The 19,245-nt window shown below is 69.0% G+C and carries 21 protein-coding genes; 7 read left to right on the top strand and 14 right to left on the bottom strand.

What is annotated here, in order from left to right; all coding sequences use genetic code 11:
• Positions 1 to 7 precede the first annotated feature (7 nt).
• Positions 8 to 574: a TetR/AcrR family transcriptional regulator gene (locus tag ASD13_RS11540; RefSeq protein ID WP_055869277.1), complete on the bottom strand. Its 567-nt coding sequence runs from the start codon at positions 572 to 574 to the stop codon at positions 8 to 10.
• A 96-nt stretch (positions 575 to 670) separates the two neighbouring features.
• Here ASD13_RS11540 and ASD13_RS11535 point away from each other — a divergent pair, with 96 nt between their 5' ends.
• A complete protein-coding gene (locus tag ASD13_RS11535; RefSeq protein ID WP_055869276.1) occupies positions 671 to 1,513 on the top strand; it encodes an alpha/beta fold hydrolase in 843 nt (280 codons plus the stop codon).
• A gap of 110 nt (positions 1,514 to 1,623) precedes the next feature.
• On the opposite strand, the gene ASD13_RS11530 is transcribed toward ASD13_RS11535, so the two are convergent.
• The 12 genes from ASD13_RS11530 to ASD13_RS17500 all read right to left on the bottom strand — a co-directional run bounded on the left by ASD13_RS11530 (position 1,624) and on the right by ASD13_RS17500 (position 13,367).
• The gene (locus ASD13_RS11530; protein WP_055869275.1) at positions 1,624 to 2,586 is read right to left on the bottom strand and encodes a siderophore-interacting protein; all 963 of its coding nucleotides are present in this window, start codon (positions 2,584 to 2,586) and stop codon (positions 1,624 to 1,626) included.
• Positions 2,576 to 3,376, bottom strand: coding sequence for an ABC transporter ATP-binding protein (locus tag ASD13_RS11525; RefSeq protein WP_055869274.1), 801 nt, complete (start codon positions 3,374 to 3,376; stop codon positions 2,576 to 2,578). The genes ASD13_RS11530 and ASD13_RS11525 overlap by 11 nt, the downstream gene beginning before the upstream one ends.
• Positions 3,373 to 4,455: a FecCD family ABC transporter permease gene (locus ASD13_RS11520; RefSeq protein WP_127481647.1), complete on the bottom strand. Its 1,083-nt coding sequence runs from the start codon at positions 4,453 to 4,455 to the stop codon at positions 3,373 to 3,375. The genes ASD13_RS11525 and ASD13_RS11520 overlap by 4 nt, the downstream gene beginning before the upstream one ends.
• A complete protein-coding gene (locus ASD13_RS11515; protein ID WP_055869273.1) occupies positions 4,452 to 5,501 on the bottom strand; it encodes a FecCD family ABC transporter permease in 1,050 nt (349 codons plus the stop codon). Before ASD13_RS11515 ends, ASD13_RS11520 begins: the two co-directional genes overlap by 4 nt.
• Positions 5,502 to 5,534: 33 nt before the next feature.
• Positions 5,535 to 6,560 carry an iron-siderophore ABC transporter substrate-binding protein gene (locus tag ASD13_RS11510; protein ID WP_055869272.1) on the bottom strand — a complete coding sequence of 342 codons (1,026 nt, stop codon included), beginning with the start codon at positions 6,558 to 6,560 and terminating at the stop codon, positions 5,535 to 5,537.
• A gap of 192 nt (positions 6,561 to 6,752) precedes the next feature.
• Positions 6,753 to 6,956 (bottom strand): cold-shock protein, encoded by a 204-nt coding sequence (locus ASD13_RS11505; protein WP_017831237.1) that lies wholly within the window; start codon positions 6,954 to 6,956, stop codon positions 6,753 to 6,755.
• Positions 6,957 to 7,186: 230 nt separating this feature from the next.
• Entirely contained in the window at positions 7,187 to 8,299 is a 1,113-nt protein-coding gene (locus tag ASD13_RS11500) for a DUF998 domain-containing protein (RefSeq protein ID WP_235562569.1), read from the bottom strand.
• Between the two features lie 90 nt (positions 8,300 to 8,389).
• Complete coding sequence (locus tag ASD13_RS17565; protein WP_200942482.1) at positions 8,390 to 8,554, bottom strand: hypothetical protein; 165 nt, start codon at positions 8,552 to 8,554, stop codon at positions 8,390 to 8,392.
• Positions 8,555 to 8,590: 36 nt separating this feature from the next.
• Positions 8,591 to 10,141, bottom strand: a complete 1,551-nt coding sequence (locus ASD13_RS11495) for a hydantoinase/oxoprolinase N-terminal domain-containing protein (protein ID WP_055869270.1) — start codon at positions 10,139 to 10,141, stop codon at positions 8,591 to 8,593.
• Positions 10,141 to 11,289: a DUF917 domain-containing protein gene (locus tag ASD13_RS11490; protein WP_055869269.1), complete on the bottom strand. Its 1,149-nt coding sequence runs from the start codon at positions 11,287 to 11,289 to the stop codon at positions 10,141 to 10,143. Before ASD13_RS11490 ends, ASD13_RS11495 begins: the two co-directional genes overlap by 1 nt.
• The gene (locus tag ASD13_RS11485; protein ID WP_235562568.1) at positions 11,286 to 12,599 is read right to left on the bottom strand and encodes a cytosine permease; all 1,314 of its coding nucleotides are present in this window, start codon (positions 12,597 to 12,599) and stop codon (positions 11,286 to 11,288) included. The genes ASD13_RS11490 and ASD13_RS11485 overlap by 4 nt, the downstream gene beginning before the upstream one ends.
• 186 nt (positions 12,600 to 12,785) lie before the next feature.
• Complete coding sequence (locus ASD13_RS17500) at positions 12,786 to 13,367, bottom strand: TetR/AcrR family transcriptional regulator (protein ID WP_055876348.1); 582 nt, start codon at positions 13,365 to 13,367, stop codon at positions 12,786 to 12,788.
• Between the two features lie 95 nt (positions 13,368 to 13,462).
• Here ASD13_RS17500 and ASD13_RS11475 point away from each other — a divergent pair, with 95 nt between their 5' ends.
• The 6 genes from ASD13_RS11475 (at position 13,463) to deoD (ending at position 17,606) form a co-directional block, all read left to right on the top strand.
• Positions 13,463 to 14,500 carry an FUSC family protein gene (locus ASD13_RS11475; protein ID WP_055869266.1) on the top strand — a complete coding sequence of 346 codons (1,038 nt, stop codon included), beginning with the start codon at positions 13,463 to 13,465 and terminating at the stop codon, positions 14,498 to 14,500.
• Positions 14,501 to 14,519: 19 nt separating this feature from the next.
• Positions 14,520 to 15,188, top strand: coding sequence for a DNA alkylation repair protein (locus tag ASD13_RS11470; RefSeq protein ID WP_055869265.1), 669 nt, complete (start codon positions 14,520 to 14,522; stop codon positions 15,186 to 15,188).
• A 154-nt stretch (positions 15,189 to 15,342) separates the two neighbouring features.
• Positions 15,343 to 15,714, top strand: a complete 372-nt coding sequence (locus ASD13_RS11465) for a hypothetical protein (protein WP_055869264.1) — start codon at positions 15,343 to 15,345, stop codon at positions 15,712 to 15,714.
• Positions 15,715 to 15,758: 44 nt separating this feature from the next.
• The gene (locus tag ASD13_RS11460; RefSeq protein WP_157535626.1) at positions 15,759 to 16,361 is read left to right on the top strand and encodes a hypothetical protein; all 603 of its coding nucleotides are present in this window, start codon (positions 15,759 to 15,761) and stop codon (positions 16,359 to 16,361) included.
• Positions 16,358 to 16,876, top strand: coding sequence for a hypothetical protein (locus ASD13_RS11455; protein ID WP_055869262.1), 519 nt, complete (start codon positions 16,358 to 16,360; stop codon positions 16,874 to 16,876). The genes ASD13_RS11460 and ASD13_RS11455 overlap by 4 nt, the downstream gene beginning before the upstream one ends.
• Positions 16,877 to 16,895: 19 nt before the next feature.
• On the top strand, positions 16,896 to 17,606 hold the full coding sequence (gene deoD / locus ASD13_RS11450; RefSeq protein ID WP_055869261.1) for a purine-nucleoside phosphorylase: 711 nt from the start codon (positions 16,896 to 16,898) through the stop codon (positions 17,604 to 17,606).
• 29 nt (positions 17,607 to 17,635) lie between these two features.
• Here the strand turns inward: deoD and putP are convergent, their stop codons facing one another.
• Positions 17,636 to 19,147, bottom strand: coding sequence for a sodium/proline symporter PutP (gene putP, locus ASD13_RS11445; RefSeq protein ID WP_055869260.1), 1,512 nt, complete (start codon positions 19,145 to 19,147; stop codon positions 17,636 to 17,638).
• Between the last annotated feature and the right edge of the window lie 98 nt (positions 19,148 to 19,245).

Raw genomic sequence — 19,245 nt, 5'->3', positions numbered from 1 at the left:
TCTCGGATCAGGAGCGAGCGAACGCCGCGTCGATCAGAACTTCGGCGGCACCCCGAGCCTGCACGGCGACGGCCGGATCGGCGGAGATCGCGGCCGTGCTCTGCGCACCCTCGGCGAGGATCGACAGCTGTGGGGCGAGCGCCGCGGGAGCGCCCGTCTCGGCGACCAGGTCTGCCATGTACTGCTGGAACGACGCCTTGTGTGCGCGCACGATCTCGGCGACCTCGGGATTCGTGCCGCCGAGCTCGCCGAACGCGTTGATGAAGGCGCAGCCGCGGAAGTCGTCGGCGCAGAACCAGTTCTCGAGGTATCCGTAGACGGCGAGCAGCCGCGCACGAGGATCGTCACCAGCCCCCGCCACCGCCTCCGACAGCCCCGACTCCCACTGGGCGTGCTTGCGTTCGAGGACCGCCGCGACGATGTCGGTCTTCGCGGGGAAGAGCGAGTAGAGGCGACGCAACGAGACCCCGGCGAACTGACGCAGCTCGTCCATGCCCACGGCCGCGTACCCCTTGCGGTAGTAAAGCTCTTCGGCGGCGGTGAGGATGCGCTCGCGGGCCTCTTCTTCGGTCATGACCAGAAGTCTACTTGACACGAGAACGAACGTTCTCTACATTGGAGACATCGAGCGAGAACGATCGTTCTCACCGGGATCGAAAGGATCAGGATCATGGGTTACATCACCGTCGGCAACGAGAACAGCACCCCGATCGAGCTCTACTACGAAGACCAGGGATCGGGTCAGCCCGTCGTCCTGATCCACGGCTATCCGCTCGACGGCCACAGCTGGGAGCGCCAGACCCGCGAGCTGCTGGCACAGGGCTATCGCGTCATCACCTACGACCGCCGTGGGTTCGGCGGATCGTCGAAGGTCAACACCGGCTACGACTACGACACCTTCGCCGCCGACCTCCACACGGTGCTGGAGACACTCGACCTGCGCGACGTCGTTCTCGTCGGCTTCTCGATGGGAACGGGAGAGCTCGCCCGCTACGTCGCCCGCTACGGCCACGAGCGCGTCGCGAAGCTCGCCTTCCTCGCCTCGCTCGAACCGTTCCTCGTGCAGCGCGACGACAACCCCGAGGGTGTTCCGCAGGAGATCTTCGACGGCATCGCGGCTGCCGCCAAGGGCGACCGCTTCGCGTGGTTCACCGACTTCTACAAGAACTTCTACAACCTCGACGAGAACCTCGGATCGCGCATCAGCGAGCAGGCCGTCACCGGCAGCTGGAACATGGCCATCGGCAGTGCCCCCGTGGCCGCCTATGCGGTCGTGCCGGCATGGATCGAGGACTTCCGCTCCGACGTGGAGGCCGTGCGCGCCGCCGGCAAGCCCACGCTGATCCTGCACGGCACGAAGGACAACATCCTCCCGATCGACGCGACCGCCCGCCGGTTCCACCAGGCGGTGCCGGAGGCCGACTACGTCGAGGTCGAGGGCGCTCCGCACGGTCTGCTGTGGACCCACGCCGACGAGGTCAACGCCGCACTGAAGACCTTCCTCGCGAAGTAGGTCCTCCGCGCCGCATCCGCCCCCGTCGCCCTTCCGGTCGCTCGAGATCCTCGACAGCGACGGCGAGTGCGACGGGGGCGATGTGCGATCAGGCCGACGCCGGCAGCGCCTCAGCCGCGCATGGCGACACCGCGACGCCAGTAGCCCATGAAGGCCACCTGACCACGATCGATGCCCAGGTCCTTGACCAGGTGGCGACGGAGAGTGGTGACCACGCCGCTCTCCCCCGCGATCCAGAAGTAGCGCTCGGCCGGGGCGTCAGCCGCGGCGATCTCCTCGCCGAGCCCGGAGTACTCCGGCGTCTCCCACAGCAGGTCCTCGCCGTCGATGTCCTTCACCCGGATCTCGTCCGCGGCGTCGGCGTCGCCCAGGTAGCCGAGCACGGCGGGGATCAGGCGCAGACCGTGCGGCTCACCGGCATCGCGCGGCAGCCAGTGCACCTCGACGCCGGTCGGCACGTCGATGCGCAGGATGTCGGCGGGCGACGGCACCTCGATGAACGCGACGCCGCGCAGGCCACGAGGTGCGTCCTCCAGAATGCGGGCGATCGCCGGAGCGGCCGTCTCGTCCCCCGCGAGCACGACCGATGCGGCGGTGCCGGGGGCGAACTCGGCGCCACCGTGCGCGCCGACATCGACGCCGCGACGCGGTCCGACCAGGTACAGCTCCTGCCCGACCGCGGCCTGGCTCGCCCACAGCGACGCGGGTCCGGTCAGGCCCGGCTCGAGGTGCAGCACGAAATCGACGTCGACCTCGGTCCCGGTCTCGTCGTCGACGCGCAGCTCGCGCACGGAGTAGGTGCGCATCGATCCGCGCTCCTCCTCCGGCACCGCGAGGAAGGCCTGCCACCAGTTGTCCGATGCCCGGTCGAGGTCGGGAAGAACACCGGTCGCGGGCGGGAAGACCAGCTTGATGCGACTGTCGAACACCTCACCCGGCGTGCCGAACTCGCTCAGCTCGTCGCCGCCGAAGGTCACCCGCACGAACGAGGGCGAGACGCGCACGACGGCCCGCACCTCGGCGCGGGTGAGGATGTAGGTCGGACGGTCGGTCGTGGTCGTCTCAGCGGACATGGTGCCTCCCGATGGGTGTGACCATCGGCTTGCCGGAGACCGGATCGATGGTGATCTGATTGGCGAGGCCGAAGACCTCTTCGACGAGTTCGGCGGTGACGATGTCCTTCGGGGCTCCCGCCGCGTGCACCCGACCGTCCTTCATTGCCACCAGCTCGTCCGCATAGCGGGCGGCGAGGTTGAGGTCGTGGAGGACCATCACGATGGTCGTGCCGCGCGAGACGCTCAGATCGGTGAGCAGATCGAGAACCTCGATCTGGTGGGCGACGTCGAGGAACGTCGTCGGCTCGTCCAGCAGCAGGATGTCGGTCTCCTGCGCGAGCGCCATCGCGATCCACACGCGCTGGCGCTGACCGCCAGAGAGCTCATCGACGCTGCGGTCGGCGAGGTCGGAGATGCCGGTCGCGTCGAGGGCATCCGCCACCACCTCATAGTCGTGCGTGCTCCACCGCGCGAGCATCTTCTGATGCGGGTGCCTTCCGCGACCGACCAGGTCGGCGACGGCGATGCCCTCCGGCGCGACGGGCGACTGCGGCAGCAGACCGAGGATGCGCGCGACCTCCTTGGTGGGGCGGGTGTGCACCGAGGTGCCGTCGAGCACGATCTGGCCTTCGCTCGGAGACAGCAGGCGGGCGAGCGCGCGCAGCAGCGTCGACTTGCCGCATCCGTTCGCGCCCACGATGGTGGTGATGCGACCGGGCGCGATCTGCAGGTCGAGGCCGTCGATGATGGTGCGGTCGCCGTAGGCGAGCGTCACCCCCTCGGCCGACAGGCTGTGCGAGACGGTCATAGCGAACCCCCGGAGCGGTTGGTGCGGATGAGCAGGTAGATCAGATAGGGCGCGCCGACCACGCCGGTGATGACGCCGACGGGGTAGCGGGTGCCGAAGGCGAACTGTCCGATGAGGTCGCCGCCGAGCACGAGCGCGGCGCCGACGAAGGCCGACGGCAGGAGCAGATTCGCCCCCGGACCCGTGATGCGCGCCGCGATGGGTCCGGCCATGAACGCGACGAAGGCGATGGGGCCGGTGGCCGCGGTCGCGAAAGCGAGGAGCGCGACCGCACCGAGGATGAGCAGCAGACGCGTGGCGTTGACCCGGATGCCGAGGCCCGCCGCCGAGTCGTCTCCGAGCTGGAGGGCTCCGAGCGAACGCCCCTGCGACAGCATCAGCGGCACGATGACCACCGCGGCGATCGCCATCGGGAGCACGCGCTCCCACGATGCGTTGTTGAGGCTTCCGGTCAACCACTGCATCGCGGTCTGGATGTCCCAGTTCGCCGCCCTCGACAGCATGTACGAGATGATGCTCTGCAGCATCGCCGCGACCCCGATCCCGATCAGGATGAGTCGGGTGCCCGCGAAGCCGCCCTTGATCGAGAGCAGATAGATCACCAGGGCCGTGGCGACGGCGCCGCCCAGGGCGAGCAGCGACACGACAGGACCGTTGACCGAGAGCACGATGATGCCGAACACGGCCGCGGCACCGGCACCGTTCGAGATGCCGATGATGTCGGGAGACGCGAGCGGATTGCGCAGCATCGTCTGGAAGCAGACACCCGCCATGCCGAAGGCGATCCCGGTGAGGACGGCGAGCACCGCTCGCGGCAGCCGCAGGTCGCCGACGGTGAACGAAGCACCGGGCACGGTCTCACCGAGGATCACGCGGATCACCTCGTCGGGCGTGTAGAACGTGTTTCCCACCATGAGAGCGACCGCGAAGAGGGCGAGCACCAGGACGCCGAGGACGATCGTGGCGACCGCGTGCCGACGGTGACGCGAGCGACGGCCCGCGATGATCCTGGCGATCCGGGCAGATGCCGGCTCGTCGACCCGGTCGAGGGTGTGCACGGCGTGTTCGGTCGACCTCACAGCTCACGCACCTTCTGCCGACGGACGATCCAGATGAAGAACGGCGCTCCGATGATGGCGGTGATGATCCCGACCTGGATCTCCTCCGACGACGGGGCGATCACGCGACCCACGATGTCACTCGCGGTCAGCAGCGCGGCACCGGCGATGGCCGAGAACGGGAGCAGCCAACGGTGATCGGTGCCCACGAGCATGCGGCACACGTGCGGGATGATCAATCCGACGAAGCCGATGGGCCCCGCGATCGCGGTGGCGGCTCCCGCGAGGATCACCGCACCCAGCGCCGAGATCAGGCGCGTGCGGAAGACGTTCTCGCCGAGCCCCTTGGCCATCTCGTCGCCGAGCGCGAGGGAGTTCATCCCCCGGGAGCAGAGGAAGCAGATGAGGGCGCCGACGGCGAGGACAGGTGCCGTGAGGGCGATGCGCGGCCACTCCGCCCCACCGACGCCGCCGATCTGCCAGGACTGGAACGTCTGCAGCAGATCGACGCGAGGGAGCATGACGGCGCTGATGAGCGAGGCGAAGGCGGCCGAGGTGGCGGCACCCGCGAGGGCGAGCTTGAGGGGAGTCGCTCCCCCGCGGCCGAGCGATCCGACCGTGTAGACGAAGACAGCGGCGATCCCGGCTCCCGCGATCGCGAAGGCCATCTGTCCGTAGGGATCGGCGAGGCCGAAGAAGGCGATGCCGCACACGACGGCCAGCGAGGCGCCGTTCGAGACGCCGAGGATGCCGGGGTCGGCGATGGGGTTCCGCGTCACCGCCTGCATGGTCGCTCCGGAGAGGGCGAGTGCCGCGCCGACGAGGAGCGCGAGGACCGTGCGGGGGATGCGCTTGACGATCGCGGCCTCGGCGATCGTGTCGGTGCGGCCGGTGAGGGCCGCCGCGATGTCGTCGAACGAGACCGCCCGCACGCCGAACGAGATCGACAGGATGCTGAGGACGACGAGCACCACGATCCCGACGAGGAGCCAGATGGTTCTCACCAGCACCGGGCGCCGCAGGTCTGCGGCGCCCGGTGCCGGTGCGATGACGGTTGCTGAGGTCACTGAGCATTCACTCCGCTGCGGCGGATCGAACGACTACGGCGCGAGCGGTGCAGCCAGGAGCGCGAGGTAGTCGCTGAGGCCCCACGGGATGGACAGCGGCGACGGGTTCGCCGATGCCGCGATGGGGGTGGCGTCCGGAAGGACGGCGATGCGCCCCTCGGCGATGGCGGGGATCTTCGACAGCAGCGGGTCGGCCTGCAGCAAGGGGATGATCGTCTCATCGCCGTACGTGATGAACAGGTCGACGTCATCGAACTTCTGCGCCTCTTCGGCGCTGACCGTCAGGTAGAACTGGTCGCTGTCCTTGTTCTCCTCGACGATCGAGGGGAACGGCAGTCCGAGGCCGTGGAGGTAACCGGGGCGGGTGTCGATCGCCGTGTAGTACCCGACCTGGCTGAGGTCTGTCGGGTCGATGTAGGAGAAGAGGACCTTCTTGTCCTTCAGCACGCTGTTGGCCTCCAGCGCCTTCTGCGCGTCGGCGTCCAGCTGCTCGATCAGAGCCTTGCCCTCCTTCTCGAGGCCGAGGGCCTTGGAGTCCATCTCGATCATGTCGTTGACCGAGGTGCCCCAGGCGACCGTCGGGTACGCGATGACCGGAGCGATCTTGGAGAGGGTGTCGTACTCCTCCTGCGTGAGGCCGGAGTAGGCGGCGAGGATCACGTCGGGCTCGGTGTCGGCGACGGCTTCGTAGTCGATACCGTCGGTCTCGTCGAACAGCACCGGCGTCTCGGCGCCCAGCTCATCGAGCTTCTCCTCGACCCAGGGCAGCACGCCGTTGTCGTCGTCGTCACCCCACGACGCCTTGCTCATGCCGACCGGAACGATGCCCAGGGCCAGCGGCACCTCGTGGTTCGCCCACGCGACGGTAGCGACGCGCTCGGGCTTCTCGGTGATCGTGGTCTCGCCGTAGACGTGCTCGACGGTGACGGGGAAGGCGTCGTCGGACGCGGGGTTGCCGCCGGTGGTCGAGGTCGACTCCGGCGCGGAGGATGCACAGGCGGAGAGGCCGATGGCGAGCGCGGCGGCCGCGCCGATGGCGAGGATTCGAGAGGTGCGCACAGGCGTTCCCTTCGGGTTCGGGGTGAGGGGGCGGCGCAGATGAAGCGCCCAGCCTTTGGTAAGCCTGGCCTAATCTAACACGGAGGTTAGGTGAACCTCACCCCGGATCTTCCCGAGGTTCCGACCATGGAGGCACGAAAAAACCGGCCGGATCCGTGAGGATCCGACCGGTTTCAGGAAGTCAGCGCGCGCTCAGAGAGCGCGGATGTTCGCCGCCTGCATGCCCTTGGGGCCACGCTCAGCGTCGAATTCGACCTTCTGGTTCTCGCGGAGCTCCTTGAAACCGGAGCCGGCGATAGCCGAGTAGTGGGCGAAGAGGTCGTCCGAGCCGTCATCGGGAGCGATGAAGCCGAAGCCCTTTTCCGCGTTGAACCATTTCACAGTGCCAGTGGCCATGTGTTTCTACTTTCTGTTGATCTAGCCGCTGTTTTACACGGCTTGTGCATCGCACCGGAAGAACCGGAGGATACGAGTGAGCCTCCCTCCGAACGGAAGGGGCGAAGTTTTCAGGGGATCCGTGCCGAACCAATCGGCGCAGAATTCGGATCCAGATGTCGGGCCACACACGTCGCAGCAAGCGTTCGCGGGCCGGTGATGAATGACGCCTCCGGGAAGAGGCACGTTGCCTACCGTACCACGCCATCCCCGCGAGCGCGCCCCCGACTTTCCGACGGCCCGACCGAAGGATGCCGGGCCCGCCTCAGCGACGGGCGCGCCGAGGGCCGGGACCCCTCAGGTGCGACGATCGCGAGCACGCGGACGAGTGTCGCCATCCACAGCAGTCCGAGCCCCACGACGATCGCCTCGACCGCTGTGGCCGAGTACAGGCCGAGCGGGATCCACAGCACGAGCGCGACCACGAGGAGCAGCCCGACGCCGACCGAGGTGACCAGGAGCGCACGAGGGCGCCCGGGAATCGAGGTCACGGTGGTCGCGGCCGCCACGGCGAACAGCACGAGCGTCGCGAAGGCGGCGATGTCATGCGGGATCGGCACCCGGTTCAGCGGCAGCAGCCCGACCGCGGCGAGCGCGACGCCGGTCGCCGCCCACAGCGCGACGACGACGGCGATGCGGGAGAGGACCCCGTCGCCGCGCAGGCGGTGCAGGTCGCGCCCGATGTACGAACCGACGGTCGCGACGAGCAGACCTGCCACGACGAGGGTGCCGTTGAACGCCCACGACCCGGAGCCCAGCTGCGAGAAGTTCTGCTCCCACCAGCGCGGGTCGTCCGCGGTCACCATGGCGAACAGCGTGCCGATCACGAGGAAGCCGAACAGCAGCGCGGCGAGGTCGGCTGTGCGCAGGCCGACACCGGCTCCGAACGCGAAGCGCCCACCGACAGCCGAGACCACCCCCGTCAGGAGCCCTCCGCCGAGCGCCGCGAGCTGCAGCCCTTGGAGACCGGCAGCCAACACCTCGGCGGCGAGCAGCACTCCCATCATCGTGACGGCGCCGAACGCCACGGTGAGGGCGCCCGTCGAGAGGTCGGAGATCACCGCCTGCCAGCGCGGCATCGACCTCGTCTCCCCGCGGCGGTGCATCAGCGTGCTCGCGAGGAACGCGGCGGAGGCGATCACGCCCGCGATGACGGCGGCCGGCATCGCGAGTGCGCCCTCCCCCGTGAGCGGGCGCGCGTCACCGGCCAGGATGAGCACGGCGACCGCCGTGCCGACCCCGAAGCAGATGACGGTCGCCCAGACCGCCCTCGTCTCGCCGCGCAGCTTCGCGTCCTGCTCCATGCGCCCCATGCAAGCACGCACCCATGACGGGCGGAAGCCCCGCTCACCGCATCCGGCGGTTCGCCGCTTCCCGAGGAGCGGAGGAGTTCCTCAGGCGTGCTGCAGAGCCTTGGGGGTGAAGTAGGTGACTTCCCCCGTCTCCTCCTCGATGCCGAAGATGAACTGCCCCGACGGTGTGGCGCGGACGTCGATGATCTTTCCCCGTGAACGAGGAGTGACGACGTCGCCACCCGGCTTGAACGTGCTCTTCGTCATGCCGCGATCGTACAACGCGCGCCGGCGCAGCTCGTCTCAGGCCGCCAGGCGACCGACCGCTCTGGCACGGATGAGCACGGCAGTGCCGTCGGAGTAGGCCACCGGCAGCTCCTCCACCGCGACGACCTCGATCGTCGCCGGGTCCGCGCCCGCGAGCCGCGCGCGCTCGGTCGCCTCGGCGGCGGCATCTGCGCGCGAGGCCCGTTGGTCGGACGGGTCGACCCGGTAGATCTTCTCGACCTGCCCGGCGACCTCGCCGAGGGCCGCGCCCACTGCGTTCGCCGCGCCGAAGTGGTCGGGGCGGATCAGTTCGGCGACCCCGTCGAGCTCGGTCGGAGCGATGATGCCGCCACCCCCGACCAGGATGACCGGGACCGGTGCGGCGTTCGGCTTCATCCGGTCGATCGAGTCCTCGAGGATCTCGCGCATCGCGCTCCAGGCCGCGGCGCCGACCGTCTCAGGAACCGCGGGAGCCTCGAGACCATCGATCCCGGCCCCGCCGACCGCGAGGGCGATGTCGGTGGCCGTGAGGGTGTCCCCTCCGAAGGCCAGGCCCTCCTGAGGAAGCCGATAGCCGACGCTGTCGGGGCCGACCGTCGTGCCCGCCTCGGTCTCGCGGATGATCGTGCCACCGCCGAGTCCGACCGACAACACGTCGGGCATGCGGAAGTTGGTGCGGATGCCGCCGATCTCGACCGCGTGGGCCGACTGGCGCGGGAACCCGTCGACGAGCACGCCGATGTCTGTCGTGGTGCCGCCGATGTCGACCACCAGGGCATCCGTCGCCCCGGAGAGGTGCGCGGCGCCACGGATGGAGTTCGTGGGCCCGCACCCGATCGTCAGCACCGGGAACTCGAGCGCGTACTCGAGCTGCATGAGGGTGCCGTCGTTCTGGCCGAAGTAGGGCGTGGCGGGGATGCCGCGCTCGCGCAGGGCCGCCACGAAGCCTGCGGCCATCTGCCGGAGCGTCTGCATCAGCGCCGCGTTCAGCACGGTCGCGTTCTCGCGCTCGAGCAGGCCGAGCGAGCCGATGCGCGCCGACCGCGACACGGGAACACCCAGCTCCTCCGTGACGATGGCGGCGACCCGCTCCTCCTGGCTCTCGTCGATCGGGGCGAACACCCCCACGACGGCGACCGCGTCGACCTCGCCGCGCATCCGTGCACAGGCCTCGCGCACGGCATCCTCATCGATCGGCGAGAGCACACGGCCGTCGACCTCGAAACCGCCGGCCAGCAGCTGCGCGTGCTCACCGATCGCCGCACGCAGATCGTCCGGCCACCCCTCCAGCGGAGGGACGGCGGTGGTGGCCGGTGCACCGAGTCGGAGGATGCCGACGCGGCCGAGCCCGCGGCGCTCGACGATCGCGTTGGTGCAGTGGGTGGTGCCGAGCATGGCGTGCCCGATCAGGGCGGCGTCGACGCCGGAGGCCGCGAGCACCGCGTCGATCGCCGCGGCCACGCCGTCGCCGGTGTCGGCCGTGGTGGGCCGCTTGACCGAAGCGACGACGTCGAGCCGCTCGTCGAGGATGACGGCGTCGGTGTTCGTGCCGCCGACGTCGATGCCGATGCGATACCTGCCGGCCATCACGCGGCCTCCTCATCCGTCGTGCGCGCACCGGAGCGCTGCGCGATGTCTTCGACCGGAACCCACTCCACGTCGTACCCGAAGTGGGCGGGTCCGGCGGTCTCCAGCCCGATGGGCGTGCGCCACTTGTCGTGGCAGGGGATCGCGATCACCGCGACCCGCGCGCCGTACCGGAGGGACTCGGTCGTGATCGGCATGCCCGTCGCCAGGTCGAGCACGGCGATCAGATCGGGGGTCACGGCCGCGAGCACGCCGTCGCGGCGTCCGAGCAGCATCTCGTTCTGGAAATCGAGCCGGAACGCGCTCCCCCGGTCGACGCCGACACCGACCAGCTCGGCCGCGCCGCGCGTGAATCCACCGTCCACGGCGCGCTGCAGATCGGCGACCTTGCCGTCGAACAGCCGCACGGCGTCGAGGTCGGCGCACAGGGCGTCGATGCGCTCATCGTCGCGAAGCTCGCGTCCGGCGGTATCCCGGCCCCGCAGGATGCGCCCGATGCGCTGAGCGAGTCCGAGGGTGCCGGGGATCGCGCACTCGCGCACGACGTCGCCGCCGTATGCGTAGTCGATCATGGTCGCCCCTCCGCCCATCTCGACGGTGACGGCCCGCGCGATGCGCTCCGACCATCCGCCGTCGATCGGGCGGCTCACCACCTCATTGCCGTGATGGTCGACCAGCACGGTCGTGCCGGGTCCGTAACCGGCCAGGTGGAAGGTGACCATCTGCGCCTCGGGGAACGCCCGACCCATCGCATCGCCGTCGACCACCGGGAGGCCAGCGAGGGCTGCGGCCGCGATCGGGATCATCGAATTGCCGCCGCCGACCTCGATCGGCATCACCGCTGTCGCCTTGCGACCCACGGCGCGCTCGATAGCGTGCAGGGCCGCGAGCAGCTCGGACTCGGCCTGGATGCGCTCCACACTCACGGAGGGGGCGCCGATCCCTCCGATCGGGATGACGAAGTCGTCATCGCTCAGGTCGTCGACGGCGATCAGCGCGACCGGCCCGTGCAGGCGGATGAGTCGCTTGGCGATCAGGGAGCCGACATGCGGGTCGCCGCCTCCTCCGGTGCCGAGCACGGCGGCACCGAGGGCGATCTCGTCGATGTCGGCTTCCGTGATCACAGGCGTCGTGACGACAGCGCTCATGCGCTCACCTCATCCGTGACGGGGGCCGACGCCGACGTCACGCGACGACGCAGCGGCAGCAGCACGAGATACGCGACGAAGCCCACGAGGAGTCCGTCGAGAGCCGAGATCGACGTGAGGGTGAACCAGCCGAAGCCGGGGCCATCCGCCGGATTCGTCGTCGCGACGGCGACGAAGATCCCGACCACCCAGGCCGCGATGGACCAGCCGTCGACCAGCGGCACGGTGGCGCCGTGCGCCCAGCGCGCCGTCTTTCGACCCGTGAAGAACGACGCCAGGTACACGCCGCCGTAGGGGGCGATGATCGTGCCGATGACGAGGATGAACTGCACGAAGTAGTCGGCAGCGCCGATCACCCCGACGATGATGCCGATGGCGCCGAGCACGATCGTGACGGTGCGACGGCTCAGCCGCTCGCTGATCGACGCGAACGAGAGTCCGGCCGAGTAGAGGTTGGTCGTGTTCGTGGTCCACTGCGCAAGGATCAGCACGATCACGGCGACACCGCCGAGGCCGAGCGCGAAGAAGATCGCCATCAGCTCGGTGCCGTCCATGATGCGGGCGAGCAGGATCGCGACGACCAGGATGATCGAGTTGCCGAAGAAGAACCCCACGAAACCGGCGATCATGGCCTGCTTCGGGGTCTTCGCCCACCGCGCCATGTCGGGGGCGAGCACGACGCCGAGGATGAAGATGCCCATGACGAGCGACACCGCTCCGCCGAAGGTGAAGGTCGCCTCGACCGGGGCCTGGAGGCCCGCCGCACCGTTCACCGTGAAGGCGACGATGACGCCGACGATCAGCAGCAGAAGCAGCAGCGGCACCGCGAGGGTGCTGAGACGGTTGATGGAGCGGTAGCCCCAGAACGCGGTGATCGCCATGAGCACGCCACCGATCGCGGTGAACACCTGCACCGGCACTTCGATGCCGGTGAACTCGGCGAACGCGATCTGCGCGTTCGCGCCGAAGAATCCGGCCTGCACGGCGTACCAGCCGACCAGACTCACGGCGATCGCCAGGGCGAGGATCGCGCCGCCGATGCGGCCGAACACGGCGCGGGAGATCATGGCGGTGGAGAGCCCGGTGGCGGCGCCGACGTAGGCGCAGGCCATCGCGAGCAGTCCGAGCAGCAGAGATCCGAGCATCGTCGCGCCGATCGCCGGCCAGAAGGCCATGCCGGAAGCGAGAGAGACGCCGAGGAACGCTCCGGAGAGGTCGATGCCGATCGCGATCCACACGGTGGCGATCGACAGCCAGCTCTTGCGCTGGTCCTGCGGCACGACGCCGTGCTCATAGTCGGTGGTGGTCATCATCTTTTCCTTGAGAAGTGGCCCTGCGAGTCGTCGGCGGGGATTCGGGTTCCCGGAATGCGGACGACCCGCAGGGCGGGTCGGGGGCGGCCTGTCTGTGCGGCCGGGTCGTGCGATGCCGGGTCGGAGTTCGTGGCTCCGTGCCGGCGAGGGGTGATGGTGTCCGCCGCATCGGTGCGGCGGGATTCATCGGGACAGGATCGTGGAGAGGTGTCGCCAGGCTTGATCGAAGCGCTCGCGGTAGATCTCGGGCGTGTAGTGGGTGAGCTGGAGGAAGAGGCCGTCCATGACCACGAACACCAGAGCCGTGAAGCCCTCGGCGTCACCGGCGGCGAAGGTGCCTGCCGCGACACCGTCTTCATAGGTCTGGCGCACGGCGGCCGCGAGGGTCGACTCCGAGTCGAGGAAGATCTGTCGCAGCTGCTCGCCACCGGGACCGTACTCGGTGACAGCGGCCCTGAGGCTGAACTCCGCGAGGTCGGGTCGGTCGCGGTAGTACGCCTCGATGCCCCCGAGGATGTGGTGCAGGCGCGCGAGCGGCTCCAACTCGGAGCTGTTCCTGAGGAGCTCGTCGAAGAACGCGGTGTGATCGACCGAGACCCCGGCGTACACCTCGGCGTACAGCGCCTCCTTGCTGGGGAAGTGCGCGTAGAGGGAGGGCGTCTTGATCCCGACGGCCTCGGCGATCTCGCGCAGGCTCGTCTCGGCGTACCCCTGACGCGCGAAGATCGTGCGGGCCTCCGCGAGGATCGTTGCTCTGGTCATCATCTACCTAACGACTATTAGTTAGGCAGAGCGTAACCCCGCATCTCCCTGCGACGCAAGAGCCACGGGCACAGGACGTCACGACTACCGTGGAGGGCATGCGCATCCCCGCCGCGATCCGCGCCTCCCAGCGCTCCCCGCTGCTGCAGGTCGTGAAGTCGGCCGCGGCGACGATCGCCGCGTGGCTGATCGCCGGATGGGTGTTCCCCGCGCAGCTGCCGGTCTTCGCCGCGATCGCCGCGCTGCTGGTGGTGCAGCCCAGCGTGAACCAGTCGCTGTCGAAGGCGCTCGAGCGCAGCATCGGAGTGATCGCCGGTGTCGTGATCGCCGTCGGACTGGGACTGCTGTTCGGCTCGCCGAGCTGGATCGTGCTGCTGGCGATCGTCGTGGCGATGCTGGTGGCGTGGATCTTCCGCGCCTCGCCGGGCACGGGCAACCAGGTGGCGATCTCGGCGATGCTGGTGCTGGCACTGGGGTCGTCGAGTCCCGAGTACGCGTTCGCACGCATCGTGGAGACGCTGATCGGGGTCGCGATCGGCATCGTGGTGAACGCCCTGATCGTGCCTCCGGTTCTGGTGGCACCGGCTCGCCGAGATGTGGGACTGCTCGGCCGCGAGCTCGCCGCCAGCCTCGACCGCCTGGCCGACGCGCTGCCCGAGCCGCAGACGCCGGCGAGGCTGCAGGAGCTGATGCTGGAGGTGCGGCTGCTGCGGCCGATGAAGGAGGCCGCAGAGGCATCGATCGCCGCCGGGGAGGAGTCGCTCACCCTGAACCCGCGCCGCTCGACCCACCGAGCCGATCTGCGGGAGATGCGTGCGCTGCTCGACCGGCTCTCGCCCATCGTGACCCAGACGATCGGCATGACCCGCGCCTACTTCGACCACTACGACGATGAGATCGGCGAGGAACCCGCCGTCGCCGCGATCGCCGAGCAGCTGCGGCGAGCCGGGCACGATGTGCGCTTGGCCGTGCAGATCGCCGATGCCTCGCCGGAGCCCGACACCATGACCTCGGCGATCCCCGCGCTCACTGCTCCCCTCGTGATCCGGCCGCCCTCGTCGCAGCACTGGATCCTGATCGGCTCGCTCATGGAAGATCTGCGCCGGATCAGGGGAGAGCTGCTCGACGAGGACTGACCCCGCTTACCCTGGAGGCATGTCCGACATGACCGTCGCGGAAGCCCTCGGGGAACTCGCCGCTCTGGAAGACCCGAAGATGCGCGCCGCCAACGAGAAGCGCGGCGACGACCACGGCATCAACCTCAGCCGGATGCGCGCACTGGCGAAGCGGATCAAGACCGACCAGCCCCTCGCGCAGGAGCTGTGGGCCACCGGCGAGACGCCCGCGCGACTGCTGGCTCTGCTGATCTGCCGCCCGCGCGACTTCACCGCCGACGAGCTCGACGCCATGCTGCGCGAGACGCGCCCGCCCAAGGTCAACGACTGGTTCGTCAACTACGTCGCCAAGAAGACGCCGCTCGCCGAGGAGCTGCGGCTGCGCTGGTTCGACGACGCCGACCCGACCGTGGCCGCCGCGGCCTGGTCTCTCACGACCGTGCGCGTGACGAAAGACTCCGACGGTCTGGACCTGCCGCACCTGCTCGACCTGATCGAGCGGGACATGAAGGATGCGCCCGCACGGCTGCAGTGGGCGATGAACGAGACCCTCGCCACCATCGGCATCTTCCATCCGGAGCACCGCGCACGAGCGCTGGAGATCGGCGAGCGCCTGCAGGTACTCGCCGACTACCCGACCGCACCCGGGTGCACCTCGCCGTTCGCGCCGCTCTGGATCGGCGAGATCGTCCGGCGCCGCGAGGGCTGAGCGCCGGAGGGAAGAGCCTCGGACCTGGCGTGTCCGCGACGTGTCGCCTCGCACAGTCGGTAACGTTATACACTTTATCCACTCGCATGTGCACTGGGGGCGATCGCAAGGTGCGGTCGCCGGTACCTGCGAGCGGAACTGGGGACGCATCATCATGGCTACGCAAGATCAACTGAACGCACTCATCGCCGACATCGCGAGCGACATCAACGGCTTCATCGGCGCATCCGTCGTCGACGTCGAGTCGGGCCTGCCGCTCGCATCGCACTCGGTCCGACCGGACTTCGACCTCGACGTCGCCAGTGCGTACAACAGCGAGATGGTCAAGAACAAGCGGAAGACGATCGACGCTCTCCGCCTCGAGGCCACCCTCGAAGACATGCTGCTGACGCTCGACACCCAGCTGCACCTGATCAAGATGATCGAGGGCGATACCTTCATCTACCTCGCAGCCGACCGCCAGGCGACGAACCTCGCCCTCCTCCGCTCCGCCGTGAACCGCCACGTGGCGGCCTTGAACGCTTGAGCGGCGGGGCCGTCGGAGCCGACAGCCCCGGGAGCGAGTCGTGGGTGCGCGCCACCCTGTCGGATCTTCCGACGAGGCGCGCGCGCTGGCGACGCGTGAGCCTGCCGACGCGCTTGCGGCTCGTCTTCGCCGGGCCGGTCGGCGCCGGCAAGACCACAGCGGTGCGCGCACTGAGCGACGTCGCGCCCGTGGACACCGACGTTCCCATCTCGGCGGGCTCCGCAGAGTACGGCGACGCAGGAAAGAAGACCACCACGGTCGGACTCGACTACGGAGCCTGGAAGCCCACGGACGAGATCTCGGTGGCCCTCATCGGGTTCCCCGGACAGGACCGCTTCGCCCACGCACGGCAGAGCTCCTCCTCGTCCGACACGCGCATCCTGCTGTGGTTGCGCGCCGACAGCGAGAGCATCGCCGACGACGCCGACGACTGGCTGCCGCGCTTCGCCGGCGACCACCATCGGCTGGCGATCGCCGTGACCCGTTGCACCGACGACGCGATCGACACCGTGCGCGCCGCGCTCACCGAGAGCCTGGAGCGATACGGCATACCGCCCACGCGTGTTCTCGCGACGGACGCCCGCGACCGCGAGAGCGTCATGCGGGCGGCCTGCGCGGCACTGGACCTCCCGGAAGAGGAGTCATGAACGCCTCCACTCGAGCGGATGGCCCCGCTCCGACGACAGAACCGGCATCGGCGCAGGACGCCGTGCTCATGCATCCGGACCTCGCCGCGAACTGGGCGCTCTGGTCCGGCGTGGTGAGCCAGGCGGCGCTCACCCGGCTGCGTCACCTCGAGGAGCGATTCCCCGAGCTGACGACGGCGGTCCTCTCGACCGCCGACGGCCTGCACATCGCGTCGGTCGGCACCCTCGGGGAGACCGGCGACCGCCTGGCCGCCATGAACGGCTCGCTGTTCGCCGTCGCCAGGGCCGAGGCCGAGATCATCTCGCAGGGAACGGAACCGAGCCTTTCCGCCGTGGTCTCGGTGTCGATCGGGCAGAGTCAGCTGTCGCTGCTCAGCTTCATCCTCGCCCCCTACGGTCAGCTGCTCCTGTCGGTGTCGGCGAAGGGGGTGCAGGTGGGGACCGTCATCGTGCAGGCCCGTTCGGCTGCCTACGAGCTCATCACCGCGCTCGGGCTCGCGGGCGCACCGGGATGAGGCTGACTACGCTGAGGCCATGAGCACCCACATCGCCGCAGAACCCGGTCAGATCGCCCCCATCGTCCTGTTCCCCGGCGACCCGCTGCGGGCGAAGTGGATCGCCGAGACCTTCCTCGACGATGCCGAGCTGTACTCCCAGACGCGGGGCATGCTGGGCTTCACCGGCACCTGGGAGGGGCACCGCGTCTCGGTGCAGGGCTCCGGCATGGGGCAGCCGTCGATGGCGATCTACGCGAACGAGCTGTTCGACGCCTATGGGGTGCAGACGATCGTTCGCGTCGGCTCGTGCGGCGCACTGACCGAGAAGGTGAAGATCCGCGACATCATCATCGCGAACGGCGCCAGCACGGACTCCGGCATCAACCGGGTGCGCTTCCATGGCCTCGACTTCGCACCCGTCGCCGACTTCTCGCTGCTGCGCGCCGCGGTCGAGGCGAGTGAGACCGAGCCCCTGAAATCGGCCGTGCACGTGGGTCAGCTGTTCTCGAGCGACCAGTTCTACAGCACGCGCCCCGAGCTCACGGAGCCGTTCGTGCAGCACGGCATCCTGGGCGTCGAGATGGAGGCCGCCGGCCTCTACACGCTCGCGGCGTACTACGGCAGGCGGGCTCTCGCGATCTGCACGGTCAGCGACCACATCGTCACCGGCGAGGAGACCACCGCGCAGGAGCGGGAGCAGACCTTCGGCGACATGATCCGCATCGCCCTGCGCGCCGCGACCGCGTAGCTCGGCGGGCCGCCGCCCCCGCACGGAAGCTACGGGGTGTCGCCGACGGCGTGCGGGCGGGGCAGCGCCAGCATGACGCCGGTGTCGGTGAACTCCTGCTGGATCTCATCGTCGTGCCGGTAGGTGACCAGGCTCACACCGACCGCCGCGATCAGGGCGAACACGAAGGCGGGAAGCAGTTCGTAGAGCCCGGTGTCGAGCGCCTTCCAGATGAACACCGTCGCGGCACCGACGAACATGCCTGCCAGCGCACCCCAGTTGGTGAGCTTGCGCCAGTAGAGGCTGAGCAGGATGACGGGCCCGAATGCGGCGCCGAATCCCGCCCACGCGAACGACACGAGTCCGAGGATCGTGTCGTTCGGCGTGATCGCCAGCACCGCCGCGATGATCGCGACGCCGAGGACCCCGAGTCGCCCCATCAGCATGAGGGTCTTCTGCGAGGGCGGCGTGCGCCGGAACACGCCGTACAGGTCTTCGACGAGCGCCGAGGAGCAGACGATCAGCTGGCTGGAGATCGTGCTCATGATCGCGGCGAGCACGGCCGCGAGCACCAGGCCGGCGACGAACGGATGCAGCAGCGTCTGCGACATGAGAAGCACGACGGTCTCGGGGTTGGCGAGGTCGATGCCCGTCTTGGCGATGTAGGCGAGGCCCACGAGACCCGACAGCACAGCGCCCCCGAGGGAGACGACCATCCAGGAGATGCCGATGCGTCGGGCGCTCTTCGCCTCCTGCGGCGAGCGCAGAGCCATGAACCTCACGATGATGTGCGGCTGTCCGAAGTACCCGAGACCCCAGGCGAGGGAGGAGACGATGGCGAGGACGGTGCCGCCGGTGAGGGCCGTCCCGGAGAGCATCGAGAGGTGGTCCGGCGCGACCTCGTTGATCAGCGCGCCCGTCTCGGCCAATCCACCGATGGCGACGATCGCCGCCACGGGGATCACGATCAGCGCGATCACCATCATGAGTCCCTGCACGACGTCGGTCAGCGACGCTCCGAGGAACCCGCCGAAGAGCGTGTACGCGAGGGTGACACCTGTCACCAGCAGCATGCCGGTGAGATAGTCGCCGTCGAACGAGCTCTCGAAGAAGACGCCACCGGCCACCATGCCCGAGGAGATGTAGAGGGTGAAGAACACGAGGATGACGACGCCGGACACCACGCGGAGCAGTCGCGTCGTGTCGCGGAGCCGATTCTCGAAGAAGCTCGGCACCGTGATGGAGTTGCGCGACACCTGCGTGTATGCGCGAAGACGGGGCGCGACGAGCAGCCAGTTCAGGTAGGCGCCGATCGTGAGGCCGATCGCGATCCACGCCTCGATGAGACCGGAGACGTAGATCGCCCCCGGGAGACCCATCACGAGCCAGCCCGACATGTCGGAGGCGCCGGCACTGAGCGCGGCCACCCACGGCGGGAGGTTCCGACCGCCGAGCATGTAGTCCTCGTGATCGCCGGTTCGCCGGAAGGCGATCCAGCCGATGAGCAGCATCCCCGCGAAGTACAGTGCGAGTGCTGCGAAGGTGAAGATCTGGTCGGGCATTGTCGTCCCCCCTGGGCGGTGCGGTCACCGCTCCGTGGTCCGTCGATGATGCCACGGGGAGAGTGCGGCCACCTACGAACACCGCGCGAATATACCGG

Origin of the sequence: Microbacterium sp. Root1433D1 (assembly GCF_001426835.1) — a bacterium.
In the GTDB taxonomy this organism is placed as follows: Bacteria; Actinomycetota; Actinomycetes; order Actinomycetales; family Microbacteriaceae; genus Microbacterium; species Microbacterium maritypicum.
The sequence above is the reverse complement of the archived record's forward strand: the minus strand, read 5'-3'. Positions and strand labels throughout refer to the sequence as shown.